The organism is Paenibacillus sp. JT31N11 (assembly GCF_056269285.1).
This window is the reverse complement of record NZ_JBWDNQ010000008.1, coordinates 141,957-167,060: the sequence shown is the minus strand read 5'-3', so window position 1 is coordinate 167,060 and position 25,104 is coordinate 141,957. Positions and strand designations below refer to the sequence as shown.

The 25,104-nt window shown below is 49.0% G+C and carries 21 protein-coding genes; 16 read left to right on the top strand and 5 right to left on the bottom strand.

Going from position 1 to position 25,104, the window contains the following annotated elements:
* Window positions 1-202 precede the first annotated feature (202 nt).
* The 5 genes from AC0YNV_RS25090 to AC0YNV_RS25070 all read left to right on the top strand — a co-directional run bounded on the left by AC0YNV_RS25090 (window position 203) and on the right by AC0YNV_RS25070 (window position 5,581).
* Complete coding sequence (locus AC0YNV_RS25090) at window positions 203-1,357, top strand: cation:proton antiporter (RefSeq protein WP_475770474.1); 1,155 nt, start codon at window positions 203-205, stop codon at window positions 1,355-1,357.
* A 96-nt stretch (window positions 1,358-1,453) separates the two neighbouring features.
* Window positions 1,454-2,401 (top strand): helix-turn-helix transcriptional regulator, encoded by a 948-nt coding sequence (locus AC0YNV_RS25085; RefSeq protein WP_475770473.1) that lies wholly within the window; start codon window positions 1,454-1,456, stop codon window positions 2,399-2,401.
* 271 nt (window positions 2,402-2,672) lie between these two features.
* The gene (locus AC0YNV_RS25080; protein ID WP_475770472.1) at window positions 2,673-3,149 is read left to right on the top strand and encodes a DinB family protein; all 477 of its coding nucleotides are present in this window, start codon (window positions 2,673-2,675) and stop codon (window positions 3,147-3,149) included.
* Between the two features lie 234 nt (window positions 3,150-3,383).
* Window positions 3,384-3,977, top strand: coding sequence for a TetR/AcrR family transcriptional regulator (locus AC0YNV_RS25075; RefSeq protein ID WP_475770471.1), 594 nt, complete (start codon window positions 3,384-3,386; stop codon window positions 3,975-3,977).
* A gap of 146 nt (window positions 3,978-4,123) precedes the next feature.
* Complete coding sequence (locus AC0YNV_RS25070) at window positions 4,124-5,581, top strand: DHA2 family efflux MFS transporter permease subunit (RefSeq protein WP_475770470.1); 1,458 nt, start codon at window positions 4,124-4,126, stop codon at window positions 5,579-5,581.
* 344 nt (window positions 5,582-5,925) lie between these two features.
* On the opposite strand, the gene AC0YNV_RS25065 is transcribed toward AC0YNV_RS25070, so the two are convergent.
* Entirely contained in the window at window positions 5,926-6,822 is an 897-nt protein-coding gene (locus tag AC0YNV_RS25065) for a DMT family transporter (protein WP_475770469.1), read from the bottom strand.
* Window positions 6,819-7,637, bottom strand: coding sequence for an alpha/beta fold hydrolase (locus AC0YNV_RS25060; protein WP_475770468.1), 819 nt, complete (start codon window positions 7,635-7,637; stop codon window positions 6,819-6,821). Before AC0YNV_RS25060 ends, AC0YNV_RS25065 begins: the two co-directional genes overlap by 4 nt.
* Window positions 7,638-7,823: 186 nt before the next feature.
* Between AC0YNV_RS25060 and AC0YNV_RS25055 the strand changes: the two genes are divergently transcribed.
* Window positions 7,824-8,294, top strand: a complete 471-nt coding sequence (locus AC0YNV_RS25055; protein ID WP_475770467.1) for a PH domain-containing protein — start codon at window positions 7,824-7,826, stop codon at window positions 8,292-8,294.
* A 153-nt stretch (window positions 8,295-8,447) separates the two neighbouring features.
* On the opposite strand, the gene AC0YNV_RS25050 is transcribed toward AC0YNV_RS25055, so the two are convergent.
* Window positions 8,448-8,909: a nuclear transport factor 2 family protein gene (locus AC0YNV_RS25050; protein WP_475770466.1), complete on the bottom strand. Its 462-nt coding sequence runs from the start codon at window positions 8,907-8,909 to the stop codon at window positions 8,448-8,450.
* A 185-nt stretch (window positions 8,910-9,094) separates the two neighbouring features.
* On the opposite strand from AC0YNV_RS25050, the gene AC0YNV_RS25045 reads away from it, so the two are divergent.
* Window positions 9,095-9,670 carry a TetR/AcrR family transcriptional regulator gene (locus tag AC0YNV_RS25045; protein WP_475770465.1) on the top strand — a complete coding sequence of 192 codons (576 nt, stop codon included), beginning with the start codon at window positions 9,095-9,097 and terminating at the stop codon, window positions 9,668-9,670.
* A gap of 159 nt (window positions 9,671-9,829) precedes the next feature.
* Here AC0YNV_RS25045 and spoVB read toward each other — a convergent pair whose 3' ends face one another.
* On the bottom strand, window positions 9,830-11,380 hold the full coding sequence (gene spoVB, locus AC0YNV_RS25040; RefSeq protein ID WP_210040806.1) for a stage V sporulation protein B: 1,551 nt from the start codon (window positions 11,378-11,380) through the stop codon (window positions 9,830-9,832).
* 305 nt (window positions 11,381-11,685) lie between these two features.
* Here spoVB and AC0YNV_RS25035 point away from each other — a divergent pair, with 305 nt between their 5' ends.
* From AC0YNV_RS25035 to AC0YNV_RS25015, 5 genes are all read left to right on the top strand, one after another.
* Window positions 11,686-12,264 carry a TetR/AcrR family transcriptional regulator gene (locus AC0YNV_RS25035; protein WP_475770464.1) on the top strand — a complete coding sequence of 193 codons (579 nt, stop codon included), beginning with the start codon at window positions 11,686-11,688 and terminating at the stop codon, window positions 12,262-12,264.
* 31 nt (window positions 12,265-12,295) lie between these two features.
* On the top strand, window positions 12,296-13,810 hold the full coding sequence (locus AC0YNV_RS25030; protein ID WP_475770463.1) for an MFS transporter: 1,515 nt from the start codon (window positions 12,296-12,298) through the stop codon (window positions 13,808-13,810).
* 391 nt (window positions 13,811-14,201) lie between these two features.
* Complete coding sequence (locus AC0YNV_RS25025) at window positions 14,202-14,585, top strand: VOC family protein (RefSeq protein ID WP_475770462.1); 384 nt, start codon at window positions 14,202-14,204, stop codon at window positions 14,583-14,585.
* A 306-nt stretch (window positions 14,586-14,891) separates the two neighbouring features.
* The gene (locus AC0YNV_RS25020; protein WP_475770461.1) at window positions 14,892-16,235 is read left to right on the top strand and encodes an FAD-binding oxidoreductase; all 1,344 of its coding nucleotides are present in this window, start codon (window positions 14,892-14,894) and stop codon (window positions 16,233-16,235) included.
* Window positions 16,236-16,563: 328 nt separating this feature from the next.
* Entirely contained in the window at window positions 16,564-17,769 is a 1,206-nt protein-coding gene (locus AC0YNV_RS25015) for an S-layer homology domain-containing protein (RefSeq protein WP_475770460.1), read from the top strand.
* A gap of 135 nt (window positions 17,770-17,904) precedes the next feature.
* Here the strand turns inward: AC0YNV_RS25015 and AC0YNV_RS25010 are convergent, their stop codons facing one another.
* Entirely contained in the window at window positions 17,905-18,363 is a 459-nt protein-coding gene (locus AC0YNV_RS25010; protein WP_475770459.1) for a hypothetical protein, read from the bottom strand.
* Window positions 18,364-18,633: 270 nt separating this feature from the next.
* On the opposite strand from AC0YNV_RS25010, the gene AC0YNV_RS25005 reads away from it, so the two are divergent.
* The 4 genes from AC0YNV_RS25005 to AC0YNV_RS24990 all read left to right on the top strand — a co-directional run bounded on the left by AC0YNV_RS25005 (window position 18,634) and on the right by AC0YNV_RS24990 (window position 24,932).
* The gene (locus tag AC0YNV_RS25005) at window positions 18,634-19,620 is read left to right on the top strand and encodes an SMP-30/gluconolactonase/LRE family protein (RefSeq protein ID WP_475770458.1); all 987 of its coding nucleotides are present in this window, start codon (window positions 18,634-18,636) and stop codon (window positions 19,618-19,620) included.
* A 318-nt stretch (window positions 19,621-19,938) separates the two neighbouring features.
* Complete coding sequence (locus AC0YNV_RS25000; protein ID WP_475770457.1) at window positions 19,939-21,417, top strand: Lsa family ABC-F type ribosomal protection protein; 1,479 nt, start codon at window positions 19,939-19,941, stop codon at window positions 21,415-21,417.
* 344 nt (window positions 21,418-21,761) lie between these two features.
* Window positions 21,762-22,793, top strand: coding sequence for a Cfr family 23S rRNA (adenine(2503)-C(8))-methyltransferase (locus AC0YNV_RS24995; RefSeq protein ID WP_475770456.1), 1,032 nt, complete (start codon window positions 21,762-21,764; stop codon window positions 22,791-22,793).
* Window positions 22,794-23,369: 576 nt separating this feature from the next.
* On the top strand, window positions 23,370-24,932 hold the full coding sequence (locus AC0YNV_RS24990; protein WP_475770455.1) for a hypothetical protein: 1,563 nt from the start codon (window positions 23,370-23,372) through the stop codon (window positions 24,930-24,932).
* Window positions 24,933-25,104 lie beyond the last annotated feature (172 nt).

The following is a 25,104-nucleotide window of genomic DNA, read 5'->3' as shown; positions in this document are numbered from 1 at the left end:
GCTGTCCTTATGAACGTGTACAATGTAGGAAGCTAATTGAATACGAACGACCTGGAGGAGCCTGTCACTTACGGGCTCTTTCTGTGTTTTATGGATGAGAGCCTGTATCTTGCAGGCTCTCTTTTTGTCGTTCTCGTCCTCATCCTGGATTTGTAAAACCGGATTTGATGGTTAGACTAGCTTTGAGAGGTGTGATTGGAGAATGGAGTTTATTTTGTATTTGGCGTTGATTATTTTATCGACTAAAGCGGCGGGCGATCTGTCGGTCCGGCTGGGTCAACCTGCCGTATTGGGCAAGCTCCTTGCGGGCATTGTGCTGGGGCCGGCGGTCCTCGGGTGGGTGCATGCAGATGAATTTATTTCTCATTTTTCTGAAATCGGCGTGCTGATGCTCATGTTTATCGCAGGGCTTGAGACCGATCTGGATCAATTAAAGAAGAACTGGAAGGCATCGTTTGCTGTCGCAGTTGGAGGCATTATTTTACCGTTTATCGGGGGATACGGCGTTGCAGCCGCCATGGGATTGTCGAATACCCATTCACTGTTTCTGGGTATGCTGCTTTGCGCGACTTCTGTCAGCATTTCCGTCCAGACCTTGAAAGAAATGAATCAGTTGAACTCAAGAGAAGGAACTACGATTCTGGGAGCTGCCGTTGTCGATGATGTGATTGTCGTTGTTCTGCTTGCGGTCATGATGAGCCTGCTCGGAACTGCCGATGATAGCTCCCTTGCCTTTATGTTCACCAAAAAGCTCCTGTTTTTTGTGATCGTCCTATTTGCGGGATGGTTTATCGTTCCTCTGTTTATGCGTTTCCTGGCTCCTTTTCGAGTCAGCGAGGCTGTGATGAGCGCTGCCCTTGTGATCTGCTTCGGCTTTTCCTATTTTGCCGAGCTGATGGGGGTTGCAGGAATCATTGGTGCTTTTGCAGCCGGAATTGCCGTTTCGCAAACCAAATTCAGGCATGCTGTGGAAGCAAAGGTCGAACCGATTGCCTATACGTTGTTTGTTCCCGTATTCTTCGTCAGTATTGGCTTGAATATTACCTTTGCAGGTCTTGGCGGCCAAATTATATTTATCCTTGTTGTTACTGTTGTAGCCGCCTTGACGAAGCTGGCGGGTGGGGGATTGGGTGCACGTATTACAGGGTTTAACACGCGGTCCTCGCTTGCGATAGGCACGGGAATGATTTCGAGGGGAGAGGTGGCATTAATCATAGCTGCCGCCGGCCTGGAATCCGGTCTGCTGCTGCCGGAGTATTTTACTTCCGTCGTAATGGTGGTGATTTTGACGACGCTGCTTACGCCGCCGCTGCTCAAGCTGGTGTTCCCGGCAGGTGAGAAAGCGCCAATTCTTTGACCCTGGCAGCAAAGCTGGCTTTGTCTTGAATTGCGGCTTATAATAGTGACATGGATTGTCATGATTATAAGAATGATGGAGCTGGAGCAGATAACCATGTCCAAATCGAAACGGCTTATGGAGTTAATGATGACCGTCAACCGGAAGCGGAAGTTTACGGTCAAGGAGCTTGCTCAAGAGTTTGAGGTGTCCACCAGGACCATATTGAGGGATTTGCAGGAATTGAGCGAGCTTGGGGTTCCGTTATATTCGGAGGTGGGACCTCACGGTGGATACCAGGTATTGAAGGAAAGAATTTTGCCTCCGATTGCGTTTACCGAGGAGGAGGCTGTAGCGATCTTTTTTGCCAGTCATGCCCTGCGTCACTACCTATATACGCCTTTCGAGACGGAATCCTCATCTGCTCTGAACAAGTTTTATTTGTATATGTCCGGGGATGTGAGGGATCGCATTGACCAGATGAAGAACCGGATCGATTTTTTTACTCCAACGAGGCAGCTGGAATCCCCGCATTTGTTGATTCTGCTGGACGGTGCCATCCGGCAGAAAGTCATTCGCATCGAGTATGATTCGCGGGAAGGGGAGTCATGCCGCAAAATCCAGCCCGTGGGCATATATGCCAGCAATGGGTTCTGGTACTGCCCGGCTTACTGTTTTCTTCGCGGCGATTTCCGGTTATTCCGATGCGACCGAATTCATTCGGCCGACTATGATCTCTCCGGGGTGAACCCGATTGATCTGCGGCATGTCCATCTTGGTAATTGGATGTCGTACATTCAGCAGGAACCGATGCCGACCCGTCTTCATGTAGAACTGAGCAAAGAGGGGGTTCAGAGATGCGAAACTGAATTAGGCAGGCATCTCGAGCTGCATATCCGGGAGGATGGTACGGGATGGCTGGACGACCTGATTTCCAAGAATGACCTTTTGTTTTTTGCAAAGTTCTTTATCGGTCTGGGAACTGCGGCCACGGTCGAGAATCCGCCCGAGCTGATTGATGTCATGAAAGAGCAGCTCTCCGAAATTATGGCGAAATACAGATAGCGCTGCTTGCCCAATTTACTGTAAATCACCTTCAAGGCCTCTTGTAATCAAGGGGTCTTGTTTGTTTTTCTCAGGCATGAGGGAATTGGATATACATAAATAAATCGTCCATAAAATGGTATAAATTTACGTTTTCACTTGAAAATCCTTGAATTTCAGTGAATTTGGCACCGCATGGCAGTGAAAAGTATGGTTCTGGCATTGGATCCCGGGCTACGATGATCCTGCACATACAACCAATACCCATCATATGAACGGGAGGAATTTTATCATGACACAGTCCATTCTTCACACAGGCAAGATTTTGCGGCAGCTGGTTATCGGGCAGGTCCAGGGAATCCCCGAGGAGCTGTTCGATGTCCAACCGGAAGGGTTCAACAACACCATCAGATGGAATGCCGGACATATCGTATATTGGATGGACACCTATTCTACGCTTGGTCTTGGGGCTGCATCGCAAATTCCGGAAAGCATCAAAATTCTCTTTAATTCCGGAACCAAACCTTCGGATTGGACCTTGTCGCCGCCATCCAAAGAGGAGCTGGTTGACCACTTGTCCGTTCAGCTTCACAGAATATCCGAGATATCTCCAGGTGAACTGGACGAGCTGCTGAAGCCGCCTTTCGAAATGGGGCCGTTCCGGTTTGAAACCGCCGGAGAGCTTTATAATTTTGCATTCTTCCATGAAGCGATCCATCTTGGTACTATTTCCAGCCAATTAAAAGTCATTCAACATATGCAGTCATAACAAGAGCATATGTTCACTGCGTAATGAATTGAGACGGGCACAAGATTACATCACCAGTCAAGTGATGTAATCTTATACCCGAAATACAATCAAGAGATTTTTGTTGCAATAACGTCACAGATATGAATGTCAGATCCGAAAATGTGAAAACAGAAATTGCGCTTCCCATCATTACATGCTATCATTTGTTTGATCGTTCATTCAAATTCATCACTTGTAACGAAGGAGAGTGCTATGTCAGAGCCAGATAAGCGAGAGAAAATAATAGTCGCTGCCTACAAGGTGTTATCGGAGAATGGTTACGACCGGGCATCCACCAAAGAAATTTCGCGCTGCGCCGGTGTTGCCCAGGGGCTGATCAATTACTATTTTCCCAGCAAGGATCTGCTATTTGAGGAAGTGTTCCGCCGCGAAACCATGAAATACTGTGATTCCTTCAATCAATTGGCGAGATTATCCGATCAGCCGTTAACTATAGATGCCCTGATGAAAATTCTGAAGGAAGTCAAAAAGAACGCGAAGAAAGATCCGAATTGGTATCGTCTTCGCTACGAGCTATATGCGATCGGCCTTCGTGAGGGCAATACATCGGCAATTTTAAAGGAAATGCTTCATACAAAGCGGATGTTGATCGGCTCCATAGTCGGGACGTTCACCCATCTATCCCAGGAAGACGCATCGGCAGTGGCATCGATTATGTATTCCGTTTTTGACGGATTGGGCATGCAAAGAATTGTGGACCCCGATTTTGACTATGATCGGGCATTCGATACGCTGACCGTTATGTTGGGCAAGTATTTCGAAGACAGCTTCATGAACAAAGACTGATGCTAGTCTCCTAGGCATGTCCGTATAGGCTTAACCGGAAATGATAAGAATATGGACATTGCCGCAATGATCAATATGGATTTGCTAGTAGTTAATGTGATTAAGTATTTAAAACAAAGAAGCGTCATGAGGAGGATTTCCTGTATATGTCCGAAGAAACAGCAGCCATTACCCCCGTGAAGTCTGTTCGTGAGCTGGTAGGACCGTTGATAGCGATTATTATTGGCATTTTTATGGTTATTTTGGACAGTACTGCGGTTAATGTGGCCATTCCCGTACTGGTGGAGGATTTCCACAGTTCATTGGCAGTCATCCAGTGGACTGTAACGGGCTATGCCCTCGCGCAGGCAGCTGTAATTCCATTGTCCGGCTGGATGATGGATCGTTTTGGAGCGAAGCTTATCTTTATGATTTCCCTCGTTTTGTTCACACTCGGCTCCGTGCTGTGCGCATTCGCTACGACTTCGGATCAACTGGTTTTCTTCCGGATTCTGCAAGGCCTGGGGGGCGGCATGGTCACACCGATCGCATTTGCAATGACCTACAAGCTCAGTCCTCCAGAGAAAGTAGGAGCCATTATGGGGATGATGGGGATTCCGATTCTGCTTGCACCTGCACTGGGTCCCATCCTGTCCGGTTACCTCGTCGATTATGTAAAATGGGAATGGATATTCCTGATTAACGTACCTGTCGGAATTGTTGGATTGATTCTGACGATGATCCTGCTGCCGAAGTTCCCGAAGCAATCCTCAAGCTCGCTGGATATGCTGGGGATTATTTTTGGGCCGCTGGCCTTCGTAGGTCTTTCCTACGGATTGAGCGAAGGAGGCAACAGCTGGACGTCTGCCAAAACCATTATCGGTTTAGCGGTAGGGGTCGTTTCCCTTCTGCTGTTCATCTACATTGAATTGACCAGAAAAAAAGAACCTCTGCTGGAGCTCAGAGTTTTCCGTTCATCCTTATTCACCCGTGGAATTCTGGTTCAATGGGTGCTGCAGTTCGTCATGTTTGGAATGATTTTCACCGTGCCTTACTTTATGCAGCTATTAATGGGGATGAGTGCCTTCCATGCGGGCATATGGACGCTTCCTCAGGCAATCGCAGCCGGTATATTCATGCCGATCGGAGGGCGGTTATATGACCGCATCGGAGCGCGTCCGCTCGTTATTATCGGGTTAGCTTTTGTCACCTTGGGCGCATATCTGGTGTCCAACATTGATCCGACCGAGAGCGCCTGGTCGTTCCTGATTCCCCGCGCGTTAATTGGAATGGGGATGGGGCTGTCGTTTCTTGCACTTAACACGCATCTGATCCAATCCGCACCGCAAAAGCTGGTCAGCCGGGTTACTTCCCTGACCAGCGCAGCCCAGCAAGTGGTGACATCCTTCTCTGTCGCAGGTCTTACGACGATTATTGTAAGCCGTACGACTCATTATGTTGCTGCAGGAGAAAAGCAAATGCCGGATGCCACGACACATGCTTTTCATTACACCTATCTGATTCTGGCTGGGCTTGCATTAGTCGGCCTGCTGCTGGCTACTACGCTCAAACGTCCGAAAGTGGAAGGTGCCGGAACCACGGCTCCAATGATGGAAATGGGTTAACCCGCAGAAACAACGATTTAATAATAGCAGCAGACCAGGAATTTTTAACGTCCTGATCTGCTGCTATTTTTGTTTCCCCAACTACAGCCGTCTATGTTTGGCGCTCTCCCCGCCCGCACGTATTTGGCAGCCAGACACGATGTGAGCGGAATGGAGGTGTAGGTCATCATGCGCTGGGTATGGGCAGGCTCGCTCACTATGCGGATCCTTATCTGGGCGGTTGGCAGGACATCATTTACGAATCGGGACCGTTTCGGCAGCGGGGAGGTCGGTCCGGAATAGTCCGGAAGCATGATCGTAAAATGACGGCAGCGGCAGTCCGTCCCATGACATGCCTATCATGGCTATGGATGCCGCTGCTTATGAAATACTCCTGAAGCCGTCAGTACCCCGAGTATCACCAAAACTGCTCCAGATATTTGGATAACGGATACAGAAATGCCAGCTGCAAACGAAACAATCATGGTTACGACAGGGACGAGATTGAAAAATAGAGATGTTTTGCTTGCCCCGATTTCCTTCATCCCTTTGTTCCACCACAGATAGCCCAATACGCTGGTGAAAAAGGCCATAAATAAGATTGCTCCCCAAGCCCTGACCGGAATGTCAGGCAGCGTTACAGGGCCAGTCGTGAACAGAGAAACCGCGATTAAACATACAGCGCCAATGATCATCGTATACGTGGTTGTGGATAAGGGACTTCCATCCTGAATTTGTCGACGTCCAAATACGCCGTAAAAGGTCCAGCACAAGTTTCCGCCAAAAATGATTACATCTCCGATTGAAAACGACAACGTCTTGATCGTATCGGCTGATCCGTTCACAACGACTAACAATACACCAATAAATGCTAGGCATATACCGGCCGCCTGTTTTTTGGTAATCCTGTCTTTTAAAATAATCCGGGCTAAAATAGTGGTCAGTAAAGGATTCAGCGCCATAATTAGCGCACCATTGACTGACGATGTATACTGGAGCCCCACAAAAAATAAAGTGCTGAATCCAAAAATTCCAACAACCCCAAGCACGATATACCAGAGGGCATTGCGCTTTATCTGACGTTTATCAATACCTTCCTTAACGATTAAAATAATCAGCAAGGCCGCAGCGGCAAACCCAAAGCGCCATGCGGCGGCAGCGAATGGAGAAAAATAGCCTACCGCATATTTCGCAAGATTAAAAGAGGGTCCCGTGAAGACCGCAAAAGCGGCTAACATCAAGTATATTTTTATTTGTTTCATTCCAGGCGCAGCTCGCCCAAAAAATTCTTTACGGCCTGATAAAAACCATTGACGTCATCAGAGTGGACACCATGACCGCATTCTTCAAAAACCTCCAGCCTGGTATGAGGTCTCAGCGACTTCATACGCTCCGCTTCTTCCAGTCGGAGAGCCCAGCTTTTCTTACCATGAACGAGCAAAATAGGACAGGTGGAAGCCAGCCAATCCTCCCACCAAATTCCATTCATGCTTTGGGTCGAGATGGCCATCCCCTTAATATCAAAGCGGAATCCCCAGCCTGATTCATCCTCAAACGCACTCTCGCAAAAGTAATCGACTGCCTTAAATCCTGTACGGACAAGGGCTTCTCTTAGCTGCTGCAGCGAAGCGGAACGCTCCGGGAGCTTAACTACAAAAGATATATCATGCTTTAATTCGACGCCGATGTCCTCTACAACAACTGCATGGACCAGTTCAGGATACAGGGCAGCAAACTGATAAGCATTAACTCCGCCCAGCGAATGACCGAGCAGGGTTACAGGCATTCCGCCCAGTTCCTGGCGAATCAGGTTAAAGATATCCGCTGCATAGCTTTCTCTTGTGTAATCTTTGTCAGCGGGGTGCTCGCTCCAGCCATGGCCGCGCTGGTCCAGGGCGACTACCCGCCAATCTTCGAATCTGGATGCCAGTTTGGAAAATTCTCTGGCATTTCCCATATGTCCATGCAGCAGCAGCAGTATTTTTTGACCCTCTCCACCAAAATCAAGATAGGAAAGCTTCACAGCACCTGATTTGAAATATTTTCTAATGCCGATTGTGTGATGCGAAATCATCATGAATGTCTCCTTTTATGTTTTTGTCCGCCAGCCCGTGTATGCCGGGCTTGATTCCAATTGTAGCCCGCAATAGTGACAAGTCTTGTCATTAATATAAAAAATGACCGTTAACCGGAATTGGCGGTTCAAGGTCAAGGAGGTTTTTCTGGCTTTCGGATTGTCCGAAGCGGAGAAGCCGCCGATGTATTGAAGAGGTTTATTCCATCTTTCACGCTGCCTGAAGCATGGAGGGGACTTCAGCCGAGGGCATGGCGCTATTTTGTCTTTACGCCGGTGCTTTACTGCTTGATTGCTGCCGTTCCGGCGATCATTTGGATTCCGGGAAGCCTTGGCTGGCTAACGCTCCTGCTTCCGGCTGTAATTCTGCTGACGGAGCAAATGGCTTACAGACAGATGGGTTGGTCGGCCGCTAACGGGCATATTGGGGTTCGATATGGAGGTTTCTCGCTCTATCAGGCGCTTATACCGAAACGCCGCATTCAATGGGTTCAAATGTCGCAGACGCCGTTTCAGGAACAAAGAAAGCTTGCGAATTTGAAAATCGCTCTTGCTGCGGGAAGAGGAGCTGCCAAATTTACTTTACGCTGCGCTTCAGAGTCAGATATCCGACAACTGGCGGATTGGATTTCGATCAGCAGGAAGGATAGCAAGAAGTAGATTCATTTTCTCTGAAAAAGAAATTCGGGCAAAAAGCTTGCATCCTGTGGAGGAGGCAAGCTTTTTTTAATACCGAATTCCTGCATTTGGCTGAATGTGACAAATCAAATTGATCTGGCATACAAGTCATGGATACCGCTATCGCCTAGTGTGTCACAGGCCAAGATCGGAGAGACCGGGATGCCCTTCAGGCCGGCGGCCGGGAGGCCAGTGAAATTTTCGTTCAGACTCTTGAATGGGCAAGTCATTGATCGACGCAAATCTTCGCTTCATCAGACCGTGAGCATCGAACTCCCAATTCTCGTTCCCATAGGAGCGGAACCATTGTCCGCTGTCGTCATGCCATTCGTACGCGAATCTGACCGCGATTCGATCATCGGTGAACGCCCAAAGCTCTTTGATCAGCCGGTATTCCAGCTCCCTGTCCCACTTTTGTGTGAGAAACGCGACGATCTCGGCCCGGCCGACAGGAAACTGGGCTCGATTCCGCCAGCGGCTATCTTCCGAATAAGCCATTGACACACGCTCCGGATCCCGGCTATTCCAGCCATCTTCAGCCAAGCGAACTTTAGCCATCGCGGTTTCCCGCGTGAATGGCGGTACAAGAGCAGCCATGTAATCACTCCTTAAATAATATGATTGTCCTAGTATAGACCGATCGGTTTATAAAAAGCAACTGTTTTCATTTTCTGCCATCGGGTATGGCGGAAGATCCGTTGGGGGATAGTCGAATGGAACCCTTGCATCTATAGACCGATCAGTCTATACTGGAACAATTCGAATAGAGAGGGGAATAATCTATGACTCGTACCGTTTTCGAGAAGACCGATGTGGTTCCGCTTATTGCCGAGGTTTTTCGGGAGCTCGGTTACGAGGGCGCATCCATGAGCAAAATCACGGCAAGAACCGGACTTTCGAAAGGAAGCCTGTATTACTTCTTTCCGGGCGGGAAGGAGGAAATGGCGGCCGAGATTCTTGCGCATGTTGATGCATGGTTCGTAAGCAAGGTGTTTGAGCCTCTCGAACAACATGATCCTCAGCAGGCTATTCAAGAAATGTGGCAGGAGGTTGAAACGTATTTTAATTCAGGAAAGCGGATTTGTCTGGTGGGCGCTTTTGCCCTCGACGAGACCAGAGACCGCTTCGCCGAGGTCATTAGTCAATATTTTAAAAGATGGATCGACGCCTTGTGTGAAGCTCTTGTACGGGCGGGAACCACGCGCGAAACCGCCGCGAGTGTATCGGAGGAGGCGGTTGGCGGGATCCAGGGAGGTTTAATTCTTGCCAGAGCGCTCAAGGATGACCTGATCTTCGGACGTACTGTCGCCGGCCTCGCCGAGCGGGTTTCGAAGTATATTCCTGGAGGCGCTCATTAGCATTTTCTTTGAGCAGACCGCTTTTCTGTCCTTAGTGAATGGAGGTTTTTTGAATAGACGGGAAATGGATGCGAGAACCGGAAGAGGGGGACGGGAATCACACCGCAGCTTGAGACTCCCGCTCCTTCCAACACCGTACCTTGCCATGTTACAAACCGCTTACCGCGGTATCGAAATCGTACCCCGTGTGTATTTCCACTTCAACGTATCCATCAACAAGAGCGCAGCGAAGTAAAGAAGCAGAGAAGCGGCAATTGAGCCTATTACGCTCCATAACAGCGGCAGCTCCTGGAGGGTCAGATAGTCGAAGGTCCAGCGCCCGCATAACGCCATCAGCACCATGGAGAGGCCAGCCTTGATATAGGGTTGGATGCTCCAATAAAAACCGATCGAGCTTGAAATCGATAAGAAGTTCAGCAGCGTTTGCATGATGATGCCGATACCGATGCCGTATGTGACGCCAATGATGCCGAATTGGCTGCCGAATACGAAAATGGAGACTGCCTTGAATACGGTGGCTACTACGAAATTCCACAGCGTTGCATTCGCACGGCCGAGTCCGAGCAGGATCGCATGCAGCGGTGCGTCGAAATAATGCAGGAAAAACATCGGCGCCAGTATTTTCAGCAGCAATCCCGCTTCCGGCGCATTATAGACGAGCGTCGTGAGCGGAGTTGCCCATTCAAACAGAATAACGGTCGCCGGCGCACCGATCAGAAGTCCCAGGCCCAGTGCCTGATTCATCCGTTCATGGATAAGCAGACCGTTCTTGTTCGCGGCTGCCTCGCCAATGGCCGGTACGAGCGCGGTGGACAGGGATTGCGTAATAAAGCTCGGCATGAACAGAAGCGGAAAGGCATATCCGGCCAACATTCCGAATTGCTTGGTGGCGAGAACCGTGCCAATACCGGCCATCGCCAGGCTTGTTGTAATGAGCAGGGGCTGAAATGCGCCGAATAGCGATTGAATAACGCCATGGCCTGTCGTTGGCAGGCCGATCTTCAGCAGCTCGGAAAGGGTGCTTCTTCCTTGCTTCAGGTGGCTTCCCCAGGTCTCTCCCCTAGCCTTCGATTCACCGTATAGCTTATAGCTGGTCATCAGGAATAAGAGGCTGATCGCTTCGCTGACGACAGAGGCGGCCATTGCGCCCGCAGCCGCATATGCAATGCCATAGGGCAGCAGCAGATGCACCATGGCCAGTACACAGGCGATCTGAACCGTATGCTCCAGCACATCGGAAGCGGCGATGGTCTTCATCTCCTGCATGCCGCGGAAGTATCCCTTCAGCACCGCAGAGACGGCGACAATCGGCGCGATCGGTGTGATCGCGAGCATCGCGTAATAGGCGCGCTGGTCGCTCAGCAGGATGGATGCGATCCACTCGGAGCCCAGAAACGAGATGGTCGTAAGCGCCACGCTCAAGACGCCGGTGACAGCGAGCGAGACATGCAGGATGCGTCTTACTTTCACACGCTCATTGCGGGCGCTGGCCTCCGCGACCAGCTTTGAGATCGCCACCGGCAAGCCGAGCTCCGTAATGGTTATGACGAGCGGCACGAGAGGATGTGCCATCATCAAGAGACCGATTCCCTCCGCGCCCAATACGCGAGCGACATACATGCCGCTGATAAAGCCGAGAATACGGTTGATAAAAGCAGCAACAGATAACACCAGCGTACCTCTCATGAATGTTTGCCCCGGTTGTGCCATAGCTTGGTTCCTCCTGATTATCGAATACTTAAATGTATTCATCATTCGGGAAAGCATGCGAACGAGCTGGTGGCGGACAGGCTATTTATTGCCTGGATGCCGGTTATCCATAATAGCCGACTACGGTGCGGCTTCACAAGAAAATCATCAGCAGGGCGCGCTTCCAGAGGCGGAAAGACCGAATCAATCTGAAATATGTTTATGCGAAAAAAAGGATTGACATTGGTCCCGAAAATGAATAAGATGAGTTCACAAAGTGAATGAATGAATTATTCACTCAAATAAAATGAAGGGGAGGAAGGCGCATGACCAACGATTCGGAACATATTCGCGACGAACGCAGGGAACAGATTAAGAAGGCGGCACTGAAGGTATTTGCCCAGCACGGCTTGATCGGTACAAAAATGAGCATGATTGCCAAGGAAGCCAAAATCAGCGACGGGCTGTCCTACCGGTATTTCAAATCCAAGGATGAGATTCTGGCCGAGCTCGTCGAATCTGCGGTGGAAGGCGCCAAGGAAGCGTTCTCGCTCGTCGGAACGATGCCGGGTACGCCTACGGACAAGATCCGTATGATGGCCCAGGAAATTCTACAGGAAGACAACCATGCCTTCATCCTGATGCAGCAGGTGATGACAGCCCGCGACGTACCGGACGAAGTGGCGAAGCTGATGTCAGATTACGATCCTCTTGCGATGATAGTCGCGTTGGCACCCATCATCAAGTCAGGGCAGGAGAACGGGGAGTTCATCGACGGTGACCCGGGCGAACTGAGTATGTGGTATTTGAGCACGCTATCCGGGTTGATGAATATACGCTCCGATAACCTGGAAGGCTATCGGCGTCCCACGCCTGATTTCATGATCCGGCTGCTCCTCAAGTAAGCTTAACATCGAAGAAAGCGGTGAAATCCAGTTGATTAATGAATCCACGAACAAGAGCTTTATCATGATCGGGCTGTTGCTCGGTCTCGTCTTCTCCGAGCTGGACCAGACGGCGGTATCGACCGCACTGCCGACGATTATCCGGGAACTGCACGGCTTGTCGCTGTTCGGCTGGGTAGCCGGCATTTACATGTTGTCCATTACGGTCTTCATGCCGATTTTCGGCAAACTGGCCGACCTGTACGGCCGCAAACGAATTTATCTCATGTGCGTCGCGATGTTCATGGCCGGTTCCATCATTTGCGGTTTATCCCAATCCATGACGATGCTGCTGCTCGGAAGATGCGTGCAGGGGATTGGCGCCGGCGGCTTGATGCCGCTCGCGATGATCATCATCGGCGATTCCTTTCCGCTGGAACAGCGCGCGAAGGTACAGAGCCTCGTAGGGCCGATGCTGATCCTGCCGCAGCTGATCGGACCGACGATCGGCGGTTATTTCGTCAGCCATATTGATTGGCACTGGATCTTTTTGATTAACATTCCGGTCGGCCTTATTGCGGCGTTCTTCGTTGCCAAGGGGCTGCGCGAATCGGTCAGCCCCGAGAAGAAGCAGATCGACTGGGCTGGCGCAGCGACGCTCGTATTTGCGATCTTGTCGCTGCTGTTCGCCCCGGTTCTGATCGACGTCAAAGGCTATGCCTGGTCGTCTCCCGTCGTGATCGGCCTGCTCGTGCTATCCGCGTTGTTCATCCTGTTGTTCGTCCGCATCGAAGCGAGAGCCGCGGAGCCGATCATTCCGCTGCAGCTGTTCCGCAACCGTTCCGTCGTCGTGCTGTCGCTGATCGTGTTCGTTACGATGCTCGGCGTCATGGGCGGCATGTCGGGATTCCCGTTCTTCGCTCAGAATGTCATGGGCCTGACCCCGACAGCTTCCGGTTACTTGTCGCTCGCCTTCATGGCCGGCGCCATTCCCATGAGCGTCCTTTGCGGATTCCTTATCACGCGTGTTGCTTACAAGTATTTGTTCATCGTATCTTTTATTTTGCCGATCGCCGGATATCTCATTCTCTCGCGCATCGATGTCGAAACGACCGTCATCTATATCCTTGTCGCCTTCTTCGTCCTGGGTCTTGGCATCGGCGTCCTCTTCGGAAGCGACAACCTGATCGTGCAGGAGACCGTCGACAAGGAGCATACCGGCGTAGGGGTCGCAACGGTGCAACTGTTTCAATCGCTCGGCGCGACCCTCGGCTTCAGCATCTTCGGAAGTATGCTCTCCCGCCATATTCACGACGGTATTGCCGGAATGTCGAACCAATTCCCGGCCGGTTCCGCGGCTTCCATCATGAACGGTGGCATCCCGCAAGGCTTGCCGGCCGATCTGGTGCTGAGCATCAAGACGGTGTTCGCGGAGGCGTTTCAAGAGATGTTCCTGATCGGAGCGGTATTCGCCACAGGCGCTTTCCTGATCTGCTGGTTCATGAAGCGGGAAGTGCTGACGCCTCAGACAGAGGCGGAGCAGCAGACGGCTGCCGTCCAGGCTTAAGGACCGCCATGTTGAGCGCCGTCCATATGACTGGCTTTTCTCATACTGTTTCGTTCCCGTCTACACTTGGCGGCGAGGCGGTTTGAGCAAGAGTCTGAAGATTCGCATCCTTACCTGTTATGCTGCGTGGATGGATTTTATCGTCAGCGAGCACCCTGTCATGTCGGCACCATGCGCGACTCCCCGCGCGTGGTGTGAAGGTGCGTGATGGCTTTCAACCTCATTTATGAAACCGGCCGGGGCGGCGGCTATCAAAACTCCGCAATCTATAAGAAATCCTTGTTCCGGCAGCATGTTATTCTGATAGCAAAGGGGAATAATGAAGTCTGCTCAGGTTTAGTGTTATCCGAACTTATCAGGCATGAACAATATGTTCTTAGGAGGGAATAACTTGAAAGTTTCACATGTACGCTTATTAGTGCCGAATGTTCCAGAGTGTTTTTTGTTTTACAGAGACATCATTGGACTTGAAGTCCTCCATGGAAATGAAGACACTCCGTATGCCGAGTTTCGGACGGGGGACATCAATATCGCATTAGAGCCCCGGATGGGGAGCGAACCCGTCAAGAACATGCGCAGGCCCCATGAATTCAGCGCCCATGATCAGGTTGCCATCATCTTCAGAGTGGATGACGTTGACGCAGTATACGATCAATTAAAGAGCAGAGATGTTGAAATTGTTAAGGAACCACATGACACGCCTGAATGGGGTCACCGTGTCGCCTACTTACGTGACCCTGGCGGGAACCTAATTGAGCTTAATGGAGGAATTTAATTGTGCAGCAATCTTGATGGACCCTAGCGGTTCCGAAGCACTTGACAAGCGGCTTCCGCGGCCACCGGCGCTGCCTCCAGCTTGCCACTTACTGAAATAATAGCGATAGGATAGCATCAGCCCTCATCATGTCCGCATGGTGGGGGCTGTTTAACGTTTACTTCGATGAATAAAACATAACTTCAATCAACCTTATATCCGTAATATTCTAAATCAGCCCACTCCTTAGACTGATGTCCTTCATACGTTATAGGGTCACTATTGTTTGGATACAGTGAAATAAATTGCTCAAAGGGAGTTGGATAAGTGAAATCCAAAACGAAGCTTACCGGGCGAGTTATCTTTAGAGGAGACCCGGGCTATGAAGTGGCACGTAAGAATTGGGATCCCCATACGAATAGATTCCCCAAAGTATTTGTTTTTGCTCAAAGAACACAGGATGTGGCAAACGCCATAAAATGGGGCCGCGAGAATAATGTCCCCATTCGGCCGAGAAGCGGAAGACATTCGCTGGAAGTCAATCTTTCACAGGTCAACGGAGGCCTTGTCATCGATGTAAGCGAAATGAAGAAAATTACGCTAAACAAAAAAAAGAGCACTGCAATTGTTGGATCGGGCAATACAGTGGGAAGAATCGCTAAAACGCTTGCGCCACTAGGTTATATAGCTCCTTTCGGAGACAGCCCTTCCGTTGGGATCGGCGGGATCACGCTCGGCGGAGGAATCGGGCCGCTTCAGCGGACGGTTGGCCTCGTCAGCGATAATCTGATTGGACTCGAAATGGTTGACGCGAAGGGAAAGGTTATTCGTGCCAACAAAAATCGGAACGCCGATCTCCTATGGGCCTCCAAAGGGGGAGGCGGCGGCAATTTTGGCGTATACACCAGATACAAATTCAGAGTGCATCCCGCTCCGGACAAGGCTACCGTATATCGCATCACCTGGCCATGGGAGCAATTCGAGGAGGTGCTCAAAGCCTGGCAAAAATGGGCGCCTTGCGTCAATACCAGGCTGGGCAGCGAATTAACGATCGGTCCGAAAAAAGGCGGCAACGTCAGCATGGAGGGTCTGTTCCTTGGATCCAAAACGGAGGCCATCCGCCTATTAAAGCCCATGACGAGCATCGGAACGACAACGAGCAAACTCATTCGTTTATTACCCTACCCGAAAGTCGTGGACTTCCTGCTGCCTCCAGATCCTGTCCTTACGCAAAGGGAAAGCAACCAGTTCTCCAGCGGTTTCGGCCGGCGTCCGTTCCCGGATAAGGCCATCAAGTCCATGCGCCAGTTTTTAGAGCAGGTAGAAGGCAAAGACGCGGGATTCTTCTTCCTCAACTGGGGCGGAGCCGTAAGCCGTGTGGCGCCTAGAGCTACGGCATTCTACTGGCGTAAAGCGAAATTTTACGTTGAGTGGAACAGCTCATGGATCAAGCCATCCCAAGCTGCTAAAAATATCGCCGTCGTTCGCAATACGCGCCGGAAGCTTGCGCCCTACATCGTAGGATCATATATTAACGTTCCAGACCAGGGGATTAAAAATTCCGGTCCGGTTTACTATGGGGCGAACTTCCCGAGATTACGGAGAGTAAAAGCTAAATATGACCCTAAAAATGTGTTCAATAATCCGCAAAGTATTCCCCCGGCTCCCTAAGCATAGGACTATTATTTTGCCAGCAGGGGCTGCCCCCTTGACGTGAAACAAATTAAAAACACCTTCAAGAGTATGATCCCATGTCGTAAGATGCGGGGGACAACGTTGGAGGTGTTTTTGCATTGGCAACAAGAGTGAAGCGTCGTTATCCAAATGGTTTTCAGACATTACAAGGTTAAATCAGTCAAAGTCCAGCGGCTGTAACCCAGCGGACGATTCCATTTAAGTTTATGCGACCACCCCCCAAAATCCCTTGACCACTCCCGAACGTTATATGCGAAAGCAGAAGCGGCCTGGTCCGCAAATCGTAAAGGAGAGTGGCAACACGATGAAACAAGCAATCTTGAAGAGGGCAGTAGCTGCATCGGTGGCGTTACTAACACTTGCTGGCGGCGCAACGAGCGCGTTTGCAGACGGCAAAGACAAAGGACATAATAATAACGACGATCATGGAAAAGCGCAAAGTCATGGCAAAAAAGCCGATATCGATATTCAATTGAACTTTAAGGACGAGAAGGAGCTTAAATGGGCTTTCGAGCATATTATCCGCCTTGCGTCCAAAGGGGTCTTCAACGGCTATGACGATGGTACGTTCAAACCGCAGCAAAGCATATCCCGCATAGAGTCGATCGTTGCGGCAGTCCGGTTGATGGGGCTGCGCGAACAAGCCGAATCCCAAGCGGAAATGAGCACAAAGCTGAATTTCAAGGACGCGGACCAGCTGGCGAGCAAATATCCTTGGGCTGTCGGCTATGTAGCCGTGGCGCTGGAGAAAGACCTGTTCTCCGAAACGGATATGGTTGTTCAGCCGGACAAGCCTGCAACGCGGTTATTTGCAGCGACGCTGCTTGTGAAAGCGCTGGGTCTGGAAGCGGACGCGAAAGCGAAAGTGAATACGCAGCTGTCTTTCAAGGATGCGGATAAAATCCCGGCCGCTTCAGTGGGCTATGTTGCCGTTGCATTGGAGAAGGGCCTCATAACAGGCTACAATAACAATACGTTCCGCCCCGACCAACCGGTCACGCGCGGGGAGCTGGCTGCGCTGCTGGACCGAACGGACGAGCAGCTGCCGGACAACGATGGACAAGCCATTACCGGAAAGTTGAAAGCGGCTCCAGCCAACGGCTCGATCGTAATCGTAAAGCCGGACAATACGGAAGTGGCGATCCCGCTCGACCCGGGCGTGTTCATATTCCGTCATGATGTGAAGTCGGCAACGTCGGCTATGGCCGCAGGCGATGAAGTGCTCGTCCGTACTTACATGAACAAAGCCGTATTTATTGAAGTGACCAAAACGGCGGTCCAACCGATTGTAACCACTGAAACAGGGGAATATAATTCGATCGCACTCAATGATAAGGGTAAGATTAACACGCTGTCGATCACCAAGAACGCGAACAACAGTACGTCAGCGATTGTGCTGAATGTCTCTCCTGATGTCGTTATTGTCGGGAACCCGGCTCTGCTGAAATTGGGACAATCAGTCGAGCTTACCCTTACCAACGGTCTTGTAACCTCTATTAAAGTCGTGTAGCAGAACATTTTCGCTTTACGGCGGTTCGTTATTATAAAAGCTCCTCAGCTTGCCTGTCTGCATGCGCGGGGAGCTTCTTCCGTCCAATTACACGAAGCAAGTCTTTATAAATGATTAGAATGTCTCCTTTGCCTGTCAATGTGGCGGACGGGCTGAGCTTCGTTTCGTTCTGATGTCTAATTCCTTTAACTCACTGTATACGTTCTCAACTTCATCTTGAATCGCAGTGCCATCCACTCCTGTCTGCCGAAGATCCTCCATGATGACCGAAACCGCAGCAGCATAATTTGCTTTATGCTCGACATTCAGTTGTTTCCAATTGATCCCCTTGAAATACCCTGCAGTGGCTGCATGAAGAGACAGTTTACCTTGAAGCATTAAAACAGCAAGGATCGGATAACCAGGGTATCCCTGCCAGTAGGAAGCACTGTCATTAGATGAATAAACGTCGTTGTCCCATTGTACGGTGTATATTTTGGTATGATCGGATGATGATACCTGGGCTGAATTTCCTTCAATTATGACTCTGCCATCTGCAATCGCGCTATATGCTTCATGAATTTTCTCTTTCGGGGGCAATTTGGTTAAAGTCATTGTTTAGCCACCTTCTCATGTGTTAGGTTTCCTCATAATATACTCGAAACAAGCGGCTTTATCAAAGACTTGGGAAGCGGTCATACGGTCCACAAAGATATGTTGCTGGAACGGATCGAGAGGATGTCAGGGAGAGACGGCAGCGGAGATCATCCATAACCCTGTTTTTTAAGTATGTGACTGATTGCGGCTTTCGTTTCATATTTATGGATATCGGGTAAAATGTTAATCAGGATTTTAACTCTCATTTTGAAGGAGGAGATGATGGAAGTGCGTAAAAAGGTCATGGTGGTATTGGTGGTGGCGTTGATAGGATTGGTGTCGCTTAATTCCGCAATTTTTGCTTCCGGCGGTCAAAACAAGCAGGATAAGGTTAAAGTGTCCATTGCAGCAGATCTGGATCCGGCCAATGCGGCAGGAATGAGAATTGAAGGGCTTACCGGTGACAAGAAAGGACGGCTTTATACCATTGATCTGGATTCCAAGCGATTATTGCGCATCAAGCCGGGCAAAGGCACGACGGAAACGCTGACGGTTCTGCCAAGACAGGCTACTGGCATGACGTTCGATAAAAAAGGTAATCTGTATATGGCAAGCGGTGGAGGTGCGGGACAAGGCGGGGTTATTCTCCGCGTGTCTTCAGAGAATCTGAAAAAAGGACCGTTCAGTCCGGAGAAAGTGGAAACGTTCGCCGAAGGTGTAGACGGAGCAAACGGACTGGCGTTTGACCGGAAAGGGAATTTATACGTCAGCGGCGGAGCTACCGGCAATATCTATGTTGTGACTCCAGAAGGCGAACGCACTGTTTGGGCGAGCGGAATTACGGCGGAGAGACCAGAGCAGTTAATCGTGGTCAACGGACTGGCTTTCGGCCGGGATGGGCGATTGTACATTTCCAACACCAGCTCAGGTGAAATTAATCGCGTCAGGATTGGCAAGGACGGTGCTTTCGGAGAAGTTGAACGGTTTGCGAAGAGTCCTTTGCTTTACGGAGCTGACGGCATTGCTTTTGGTCCCCATGACGCGCTGTATGTCGCAGCCAATGAACGGAATGCGATTGTAAAAATATCGCGCTCAGGCAAAGTAACTGAAATAACGTCCAACAACAATAATGGACCCTTGGAGTTCCCGGCGAGCCTTCATTTTGTGGGGCGTACCTTATACGCAAGCAATTTTGACGTCGACCGTGGAACCAATTCGCCCAATCAACCGGGAATCGGTGCTTCGATTGCCCAAATTGATCTAAAAAGGAAATAACATGGGGTACAAATCGCTAATGCCCATGATTTATTTATTGAAATCGAAAAATGGGTATGATAAGATACCTGTAATTTAGTGATTGGAGTTGAAAAGAATAATGTAATATTTCTTGCTAACCATAACAAATAATAAAACAATAAAAGCGGTATTTTGCGCATGTTTTATTTTTTATGGGCAAGAAAGTTACTTTCTTTTCAACTCAAACAATATATCCTTATCTAACTCCACAGGGGGTTGGATTAACTGTATTTATTTGAGCTGCAAGAAGTAACTTTCTTGCGGCTCTTTATTTTTGTATACAGGAGGATTTATTTCATGTCATTAATAAATGTTACCAACCTGACATTCGCCTATGATGGCAGCTACGATAACATATTTGAAAACGTCAATTTTCAAATCGATACCGATTGGAAATTAGGGTTTACGGGACGAAACGGCAGAGGCAAGACGACTTTTCTTCATTTGCTGCTTGGCAAATATGAATACAGCGGAAATATTTCTGCTAATGTCAGTTTTGAATATTTTCCATTCCATGTCCAAAACAAGGAAAACAATACCCTTGATGTAATCAACGACATTTTTCCGGATTATCTACACTGGGAGTTAATGCGTGAGCTTTCCTTGCTGAAGGTTTCTGAGGATGTTTTATACCGGCCCTTCGATTCACTATCGAGCGGAGAACAAACGAAAGTGCTGCTTGCTGCATTATTCCTTAAGGAAAACAGTTTCCTGTTAATTGATGAGCCAACCAATCATCTTGACATGGATGCAAGAAAACTTGTCAGTGATTATCTCAAAACCAAAAGCGGATTTATTCTGGTTTCTCATGACAGATCATTTCTTGATAACTGCGTGGACCATATACTGTCGATCAATAAAACCAACGTAGAAATTCAAAAAGGGAATTTCTCCGATTGGTGGGAAAATAAAAAGCGGCAGGATAACTTTGAGCTTGCAGAGAACGATAAACTGAAAAAAGACATCAAGCACTTGTCAGAATCCGCCAAACGAACGGGCAATTGGTCACATGAAGTGGAGAAGACAAAAAACGGAACACGAAATTCCGGTTCCAAGGTGGATAAAGGGTATATTGGCCACAAGGCTGCTAAAATGATGAAACGCTCCAAATCGATGGAGCAAAGGCAGCAATCTGCCATTGATGAAAAGTCCAAGCTTCTTAGAAATATCGAAGGCTCGGAGAGCTTAAAGATTTCGCAGCTTGCTTTTCACAAAAACCAGCTTGCTGAGCTTGAAAATGTATCGATCTACTACGGTGAGAAGATGGTTTGCGCCGATATAAGCTTTACGATTGAGCAGGGCGACCGAATTGCGCTTTCAGGTAAAAACGGTTCCGGAAAATCAAGCCTTATCAAGCTTGTTTACGGTGAGGATATCAACTATACGGGTACTTTCAGAAAGGGCAGTCAGCTGAAAATATCCTACGTTTCACAGGACACATCCCATCTACAGGGCAATTTATCTGATTATGCTGCCAGGAACGGGATTGAGGAGAGCCTTTTTAAATCGATTTTAAGAAAGCTTGATTTTTCCAGGGTTCAATTTGAAAAGGATATTTCCGCTTTTAGCGGCGGCCAAAAAAAGAAAGTGCTGATTGCCAAAAGTCTTTGTGAGAAGGTTCATTTGCATATTTGGGATGAACCGCTTAATTTTATTGATATTATTTCCCGCATGCAAATTGAAGAGCTGCTGCTTGAGTACTCGCCAACCATTCTTTTTGTGGAGCATGACAGTGAATTTTGCAAAAATATTGCTACAAAGACTATTGAACTCTAATGTGATTTGATGAGCATTAAGTTTCTTTGAAGCTTGACTATGGTAAGAATTCATGTTAGGTTGTTGACGTATTTAGTCAATGTAACTACTAAAGGAGGATGAACGCGATGATTGAGGTTGTAGATGTTTATGTGGACCTGTCATTTAACATGATCGTTGACATGGTTCACAAAATAACGATGCAGCTACCGGAGCTTTATCCTTCTATATATAGATTCACTACGCGATGACATCGATATTCGCCTGGTGTTTTTAGCCGTATAGTCTGGTTAATGTAAAGCGCAAAAAACACCGGGTCTGCTGGTGTTTTTTGCGCTTTTTCTCCGTGCAAGAGGGAGAAAATAATGAAGCCAAAATCAAAATATGAAAAGATTCAGCAAATAATCGCCGCCCTGAAACAGCCGGGTTACAGATATCTTCAAATCACTGACGCTATTTTCAAGCAAAGAATCGGTGAATTTGAGCACATGACCATGATACCCAAGTTTTTGCGTGACGAATTGATCCATGAGCTTGGAAATCAGGTATCCAGCGTCACGCCGTTAATCGAGAAATCGTCAAATCAGGTCAGCAAGATTTTGTTCGGTATAGCCGGCGGCGAGCGTATCGAGGCAGTCCGGTTAAGTTATAAACGCGGTTGGGAATCGTATTGCATATCCTCCCAATGTGGATGCGGGTTTGGCTGCAGCTTCTGTGCTACAGGAACGATCGGCTTGAAAAGAAATCTGACAACCGATGAAATAACCGGCCAGCTGCTGCACTTTCACTTGAATGGCCATACCCTGGACAGTGTCTCTTTTATGGGAATGGGGGAGGCGCTTGCAAATCCGCATCTGTTTGACGCGCTGACGATACTGACCGATCCGCAACTATTCGGTTTAGGCAATCGCAGAATTACGGTTTCCACAATCGGTCTGCTGCCGGGAATACACAGACTGATGAAGGATTTCCCGCAGGTCAACCTGACCTTTTCGCTGCATTCGCCTTTCGACAAGCAAAGAAGCGGGCTGATGCCCATCAATGACCGTTTCCCACTGCAAGAAGTGATGAATGCGTTGGACAATCATATCCGGCATACGGGAAGAAAGGTGTACATTGCGTATATACTGCTCAGGGGAATCAACGATTCAACTGAACATGCGGAAGCCGTTGCTGAGCTGCTGCGGGGAAGGGGGGCATGGGAGCATCTTTATCATGTTAACCTGATACCGTACAATTCGTCCGATGAGACACCCCAAAGCTACAGCCAATCTGACCGGAACAGTGTCATTAAGTTCGCTCAGATCCTGAAGTCAAGGGGAGTCAATGTCACGGTCAGAACCCAATTTGGATCAGATATTAATGCAGCCTGCGGGCAGCTGTATGGATCAAATTAATCCATCCCGAATCTCGTTGCAAACCATTTCAGAATGAAAGGCTGTTTCGACGCAGCGTACTCTGGACGGGTGTTCTGCATGTGTGAAAAATTGAGATGAAACTGCAGCGGATAGTCTGAAAGCAACTTAAGTTGCTTAGGGCTGTCTGCTTCTTTTTAAACGATAAGAAAGTATAAAATTTGACCGCTGCTTTGCTTATATTTCTAAGGGAAGAAACTTGCAGTGCCGCCACAGGACGGCGAGTGCCGTGTCTTCTTGTCCGGCAAAATGACGAATAAACTTAAAGACGACAGCCTTGCTCAATGACGCAAGCAGAGGGCGTCGAAGGTCGCCCGGCAGCTGCATGCCAGTATTATCATAAGCATCGTAAAATGCATAGAAAAAAAATGTTTACAAGCGTATAAAGGTGACCTATACTAAAATCAATTCCCACTGAAAACGCTTTTATGGTATCGATACCAACTTCCTATCATTCTCTTCTTTTCAACCTGGATCTAAGGTAAAATGTTCTTATATTGCTCTATATGGTATCGATACCATATAGGATGATTAACAAATCGATAAACGGAGGCATCTATGAACCACTCTAATTTTAACGGCAGCATAAGCCGGGAAGCTCTGGAACGATATCTCTCCAGAGCGATTACGGCCGCAGATCTGGTTAACAGCGACACATTGGACGATGACTTGAGAATGATCAGGAACATCGGAGCCAAGTTTCTCGGCCGCGCTTCCGGTGTATGGACGCTGGAGCCCGATGATGAAGCGCATTTCAGAAAGTCCAGGACACTGGCGGAACGCGTACATGAGGTTGATCCGGACATTATGCTGCAGACATGCATTTTTGAGGCCATATTCAAAGGGGTAGAAAACATTGAAATACCGGACTGGGTGTTCAAGGCATTCCAGCTGCCGGTTGAACGCCGGACATTCCGTTTTTCAGATATGTTATTTGATGGGAAGCCGCATGGATACGTCTGGGACGATAACGGCGGAATTCCGAATATCGACAAGCAGGAGACGAGGCTGTGGTTCTTCTATAGGGCCGCGAGCTATATCGATGCCGGTTTCGAGGCCATTCATATGGGACAGATTCATCTATACACCGCCGAAGATACCGGATTTACGAAAACAATCGCGTTATTCGAAAAAATACGGGATTATGCCAAATCCAATGCGAGACGCGGCATTGTGCTGCTCGACGCGCATACGCACGGGGTGAATGTGAAGGGCAGACTTCTGTTTGATTTCCACTCCATGCCGTATTCGCGGATGCCGATCCTCGATACACCGGGCGACAAGCTCGCGCTGGTGCAGGAAGGATTCAGTGAAGGCGGATTAACGCCAAGCGGCTGGAGCTGCGATGCATTGCCGGTAATAATGGAGCTCGACAATTGGGGGGGACAATTCTTCGATGAGAAGGAAGGCATTCCTTACGAACGCCGGGCATGGATGGAATGGTGGGGTTATGATCAGATCTCATGGTTTGCTTCACAGGATGAAGAGAGCCGCAACCGGTTTCTCGAATACGCCCTGAAATGGACGGCTGTGAACAATACCAACGCGTATTTGCAAATGCCCGTGCGAAGGACATTGGGCAGCTGCCGGATTCAGATGACTGCTTGGGGTACGGGAGAACTGAGCTCAAGCAGCTGCTATCAGGCGAATACGCCCGGCGAAGGATGTCCGCTCGGTTTTGGACAGGAAGAGACGATTAAACGACTGTGGCAATCGGAAACCGACCTGCGGCAGAAGGCTGGCAACCCGTTGCCAAACACTTCCTATGGAGCCGAGGACAGCTATGACCCGGAAACCGGCATCAAGCTGCCTGCCCGCGTCATCCTGTTCGGCAGCTTCCAGCATCACCTGGGCGCGATCAACCATGACTCCAACAGTGAAACAACACGGATGTACTACGTTGGGGACGGCATCTATAAACGCTCCTTCGTCTTTCCATTCCGGGGATCCTTCGAATATGCCGTAGCGCCATACGGAACGCTGTCCCAGCTCTATTCGATCGACACTTATCCGCGCAGCGGATCGGAAACCCGGTCAACACTGGAAATCGAACGTGAGAATACTGTTGTAACATTTGTGTTCAATTTCCGCAGCCGCAGCCTTACAGCCCATGTAATCTAAAGATATAACCAGCTGCCGCTTTTATGGGTATCGATTCCAGTATCCTTCTATCCTGTCGGACTGCGTTTATTTACTTTATTGGGGAGGTGTTGTCCATGACGGGTTAAAGCGTTTGTCCCATCCTGGGGGAGTCAACGATAGAGACGGAAGGATACGGATTTCGATCAGAATT

Coding starts and splice junctions, on each gene's coding strand:
- AC0YNV_RS25090 (WP_475770474.1), top strand. CDS start 203: ATGGAGTTTATTTTGTATTTGGCGTTGATTATTTTATCGACTAAAGCG.
- AC0YNV_RS25085 (WP_475770473.1), top strand. CDS start 1,454: ATGTCCAAATCGAAACGGCTTATGGAGTTAATGATGACCGTCAACCGG.
- AC0YNV_RS25080 (WP_475770472.1), top strand. CDS start 2,673: ATGACACAGTCCATTCTTCACACAGGCAAGATTTTGCGGCAGCTGGTT.
- AC0YNV_RS25075 (WP_475770471.1), top strand. CDS start 3,384: ATGTCAGAGCCAGATAAGCGAGAGAAAATAATAGTCGCTGCCTACAAG.
- AC0YNV_RS25070 (WP_475770470.1), top strand. CDS start 4,124: ATGTCCGAAGAAACAGCAGCCATTACCCCCGTGAAGTCTGTTCGTGAG.
- AC0YNV_RS25065 (WP_475770469.1), bottom strand. CDS start 6,822: ATGAAACAAATAAAAATATACTTGATGTTAGCCGCTTTTGCGGTCTTC.
- AC0YNV_RS25060 (WP_475770468.1), bottom strand. CDS start 7,637: ATGATGATTTCGCATCACACAATCGGCATTAGAAAATATTTCAAATCA.
- AC0YNV_RS25050 (WP_475770466.1), bottom strand. CDS start 8,909: ATGGCTGCTCTTGTACCGCCATTCACGCGGGAAACCGCGATGGCTAAA.
- AC0YNV_RS25045 (WP_475770465.1), top strand. CDS start 9,095: ATGACTCGTACCGTTTTCGAGAAGACCGATGTGGTTCCGCTTATTGCC.
- spoVB (WP_210040806.1), bottom strand. CDS start 11,380: ATGGCACAACCGGGGCAAACATTCATGAGAGGTACGCTGGTGTTATCT.
- AC0YNV_RS25035 (WP_475770464.1), top strand. CDS start 11,686: ATGACCAACGATTCGGAACATATTCGCGACGAACGCAGGGAACAGATT.
- AC0YNV_RS25015 (WP_475770460.1), top strand. CDS start 16,564: ATGAAACAAGCAATCTTGAAGAGGGCAGTAGCTGCATCGGTGGCGTTA.
- AC0YNV_RS25010 (WP_475770459.1), bottom strand. CDS start 18,363: ATGACTTTAACCAAATTGCCCCCGAAAGAGAAAATTCATGAAGCATAT.
- AC0YNV_RS25000 (WP_475770457.1), top strand. CDS start 19,939: ATGTCATTAATAAATGTTACCAACCTGACATTCGCCTATGATGGCAGC.
- AC0YNV_RS24995 (WP_475770456.1), top strand. CDS start 21,762: ATGAAGCCAAAATCAAAATATGAAAAGATTCAGCAAATAATCGCCGCC.
- AC0YNV_RS24990 (WP_475770455.1), top strand. CDS start 23,370: ATGAACCACTCTAATTTTAACGGCAGCATAAGCCGGGAAGCTCTGGAA.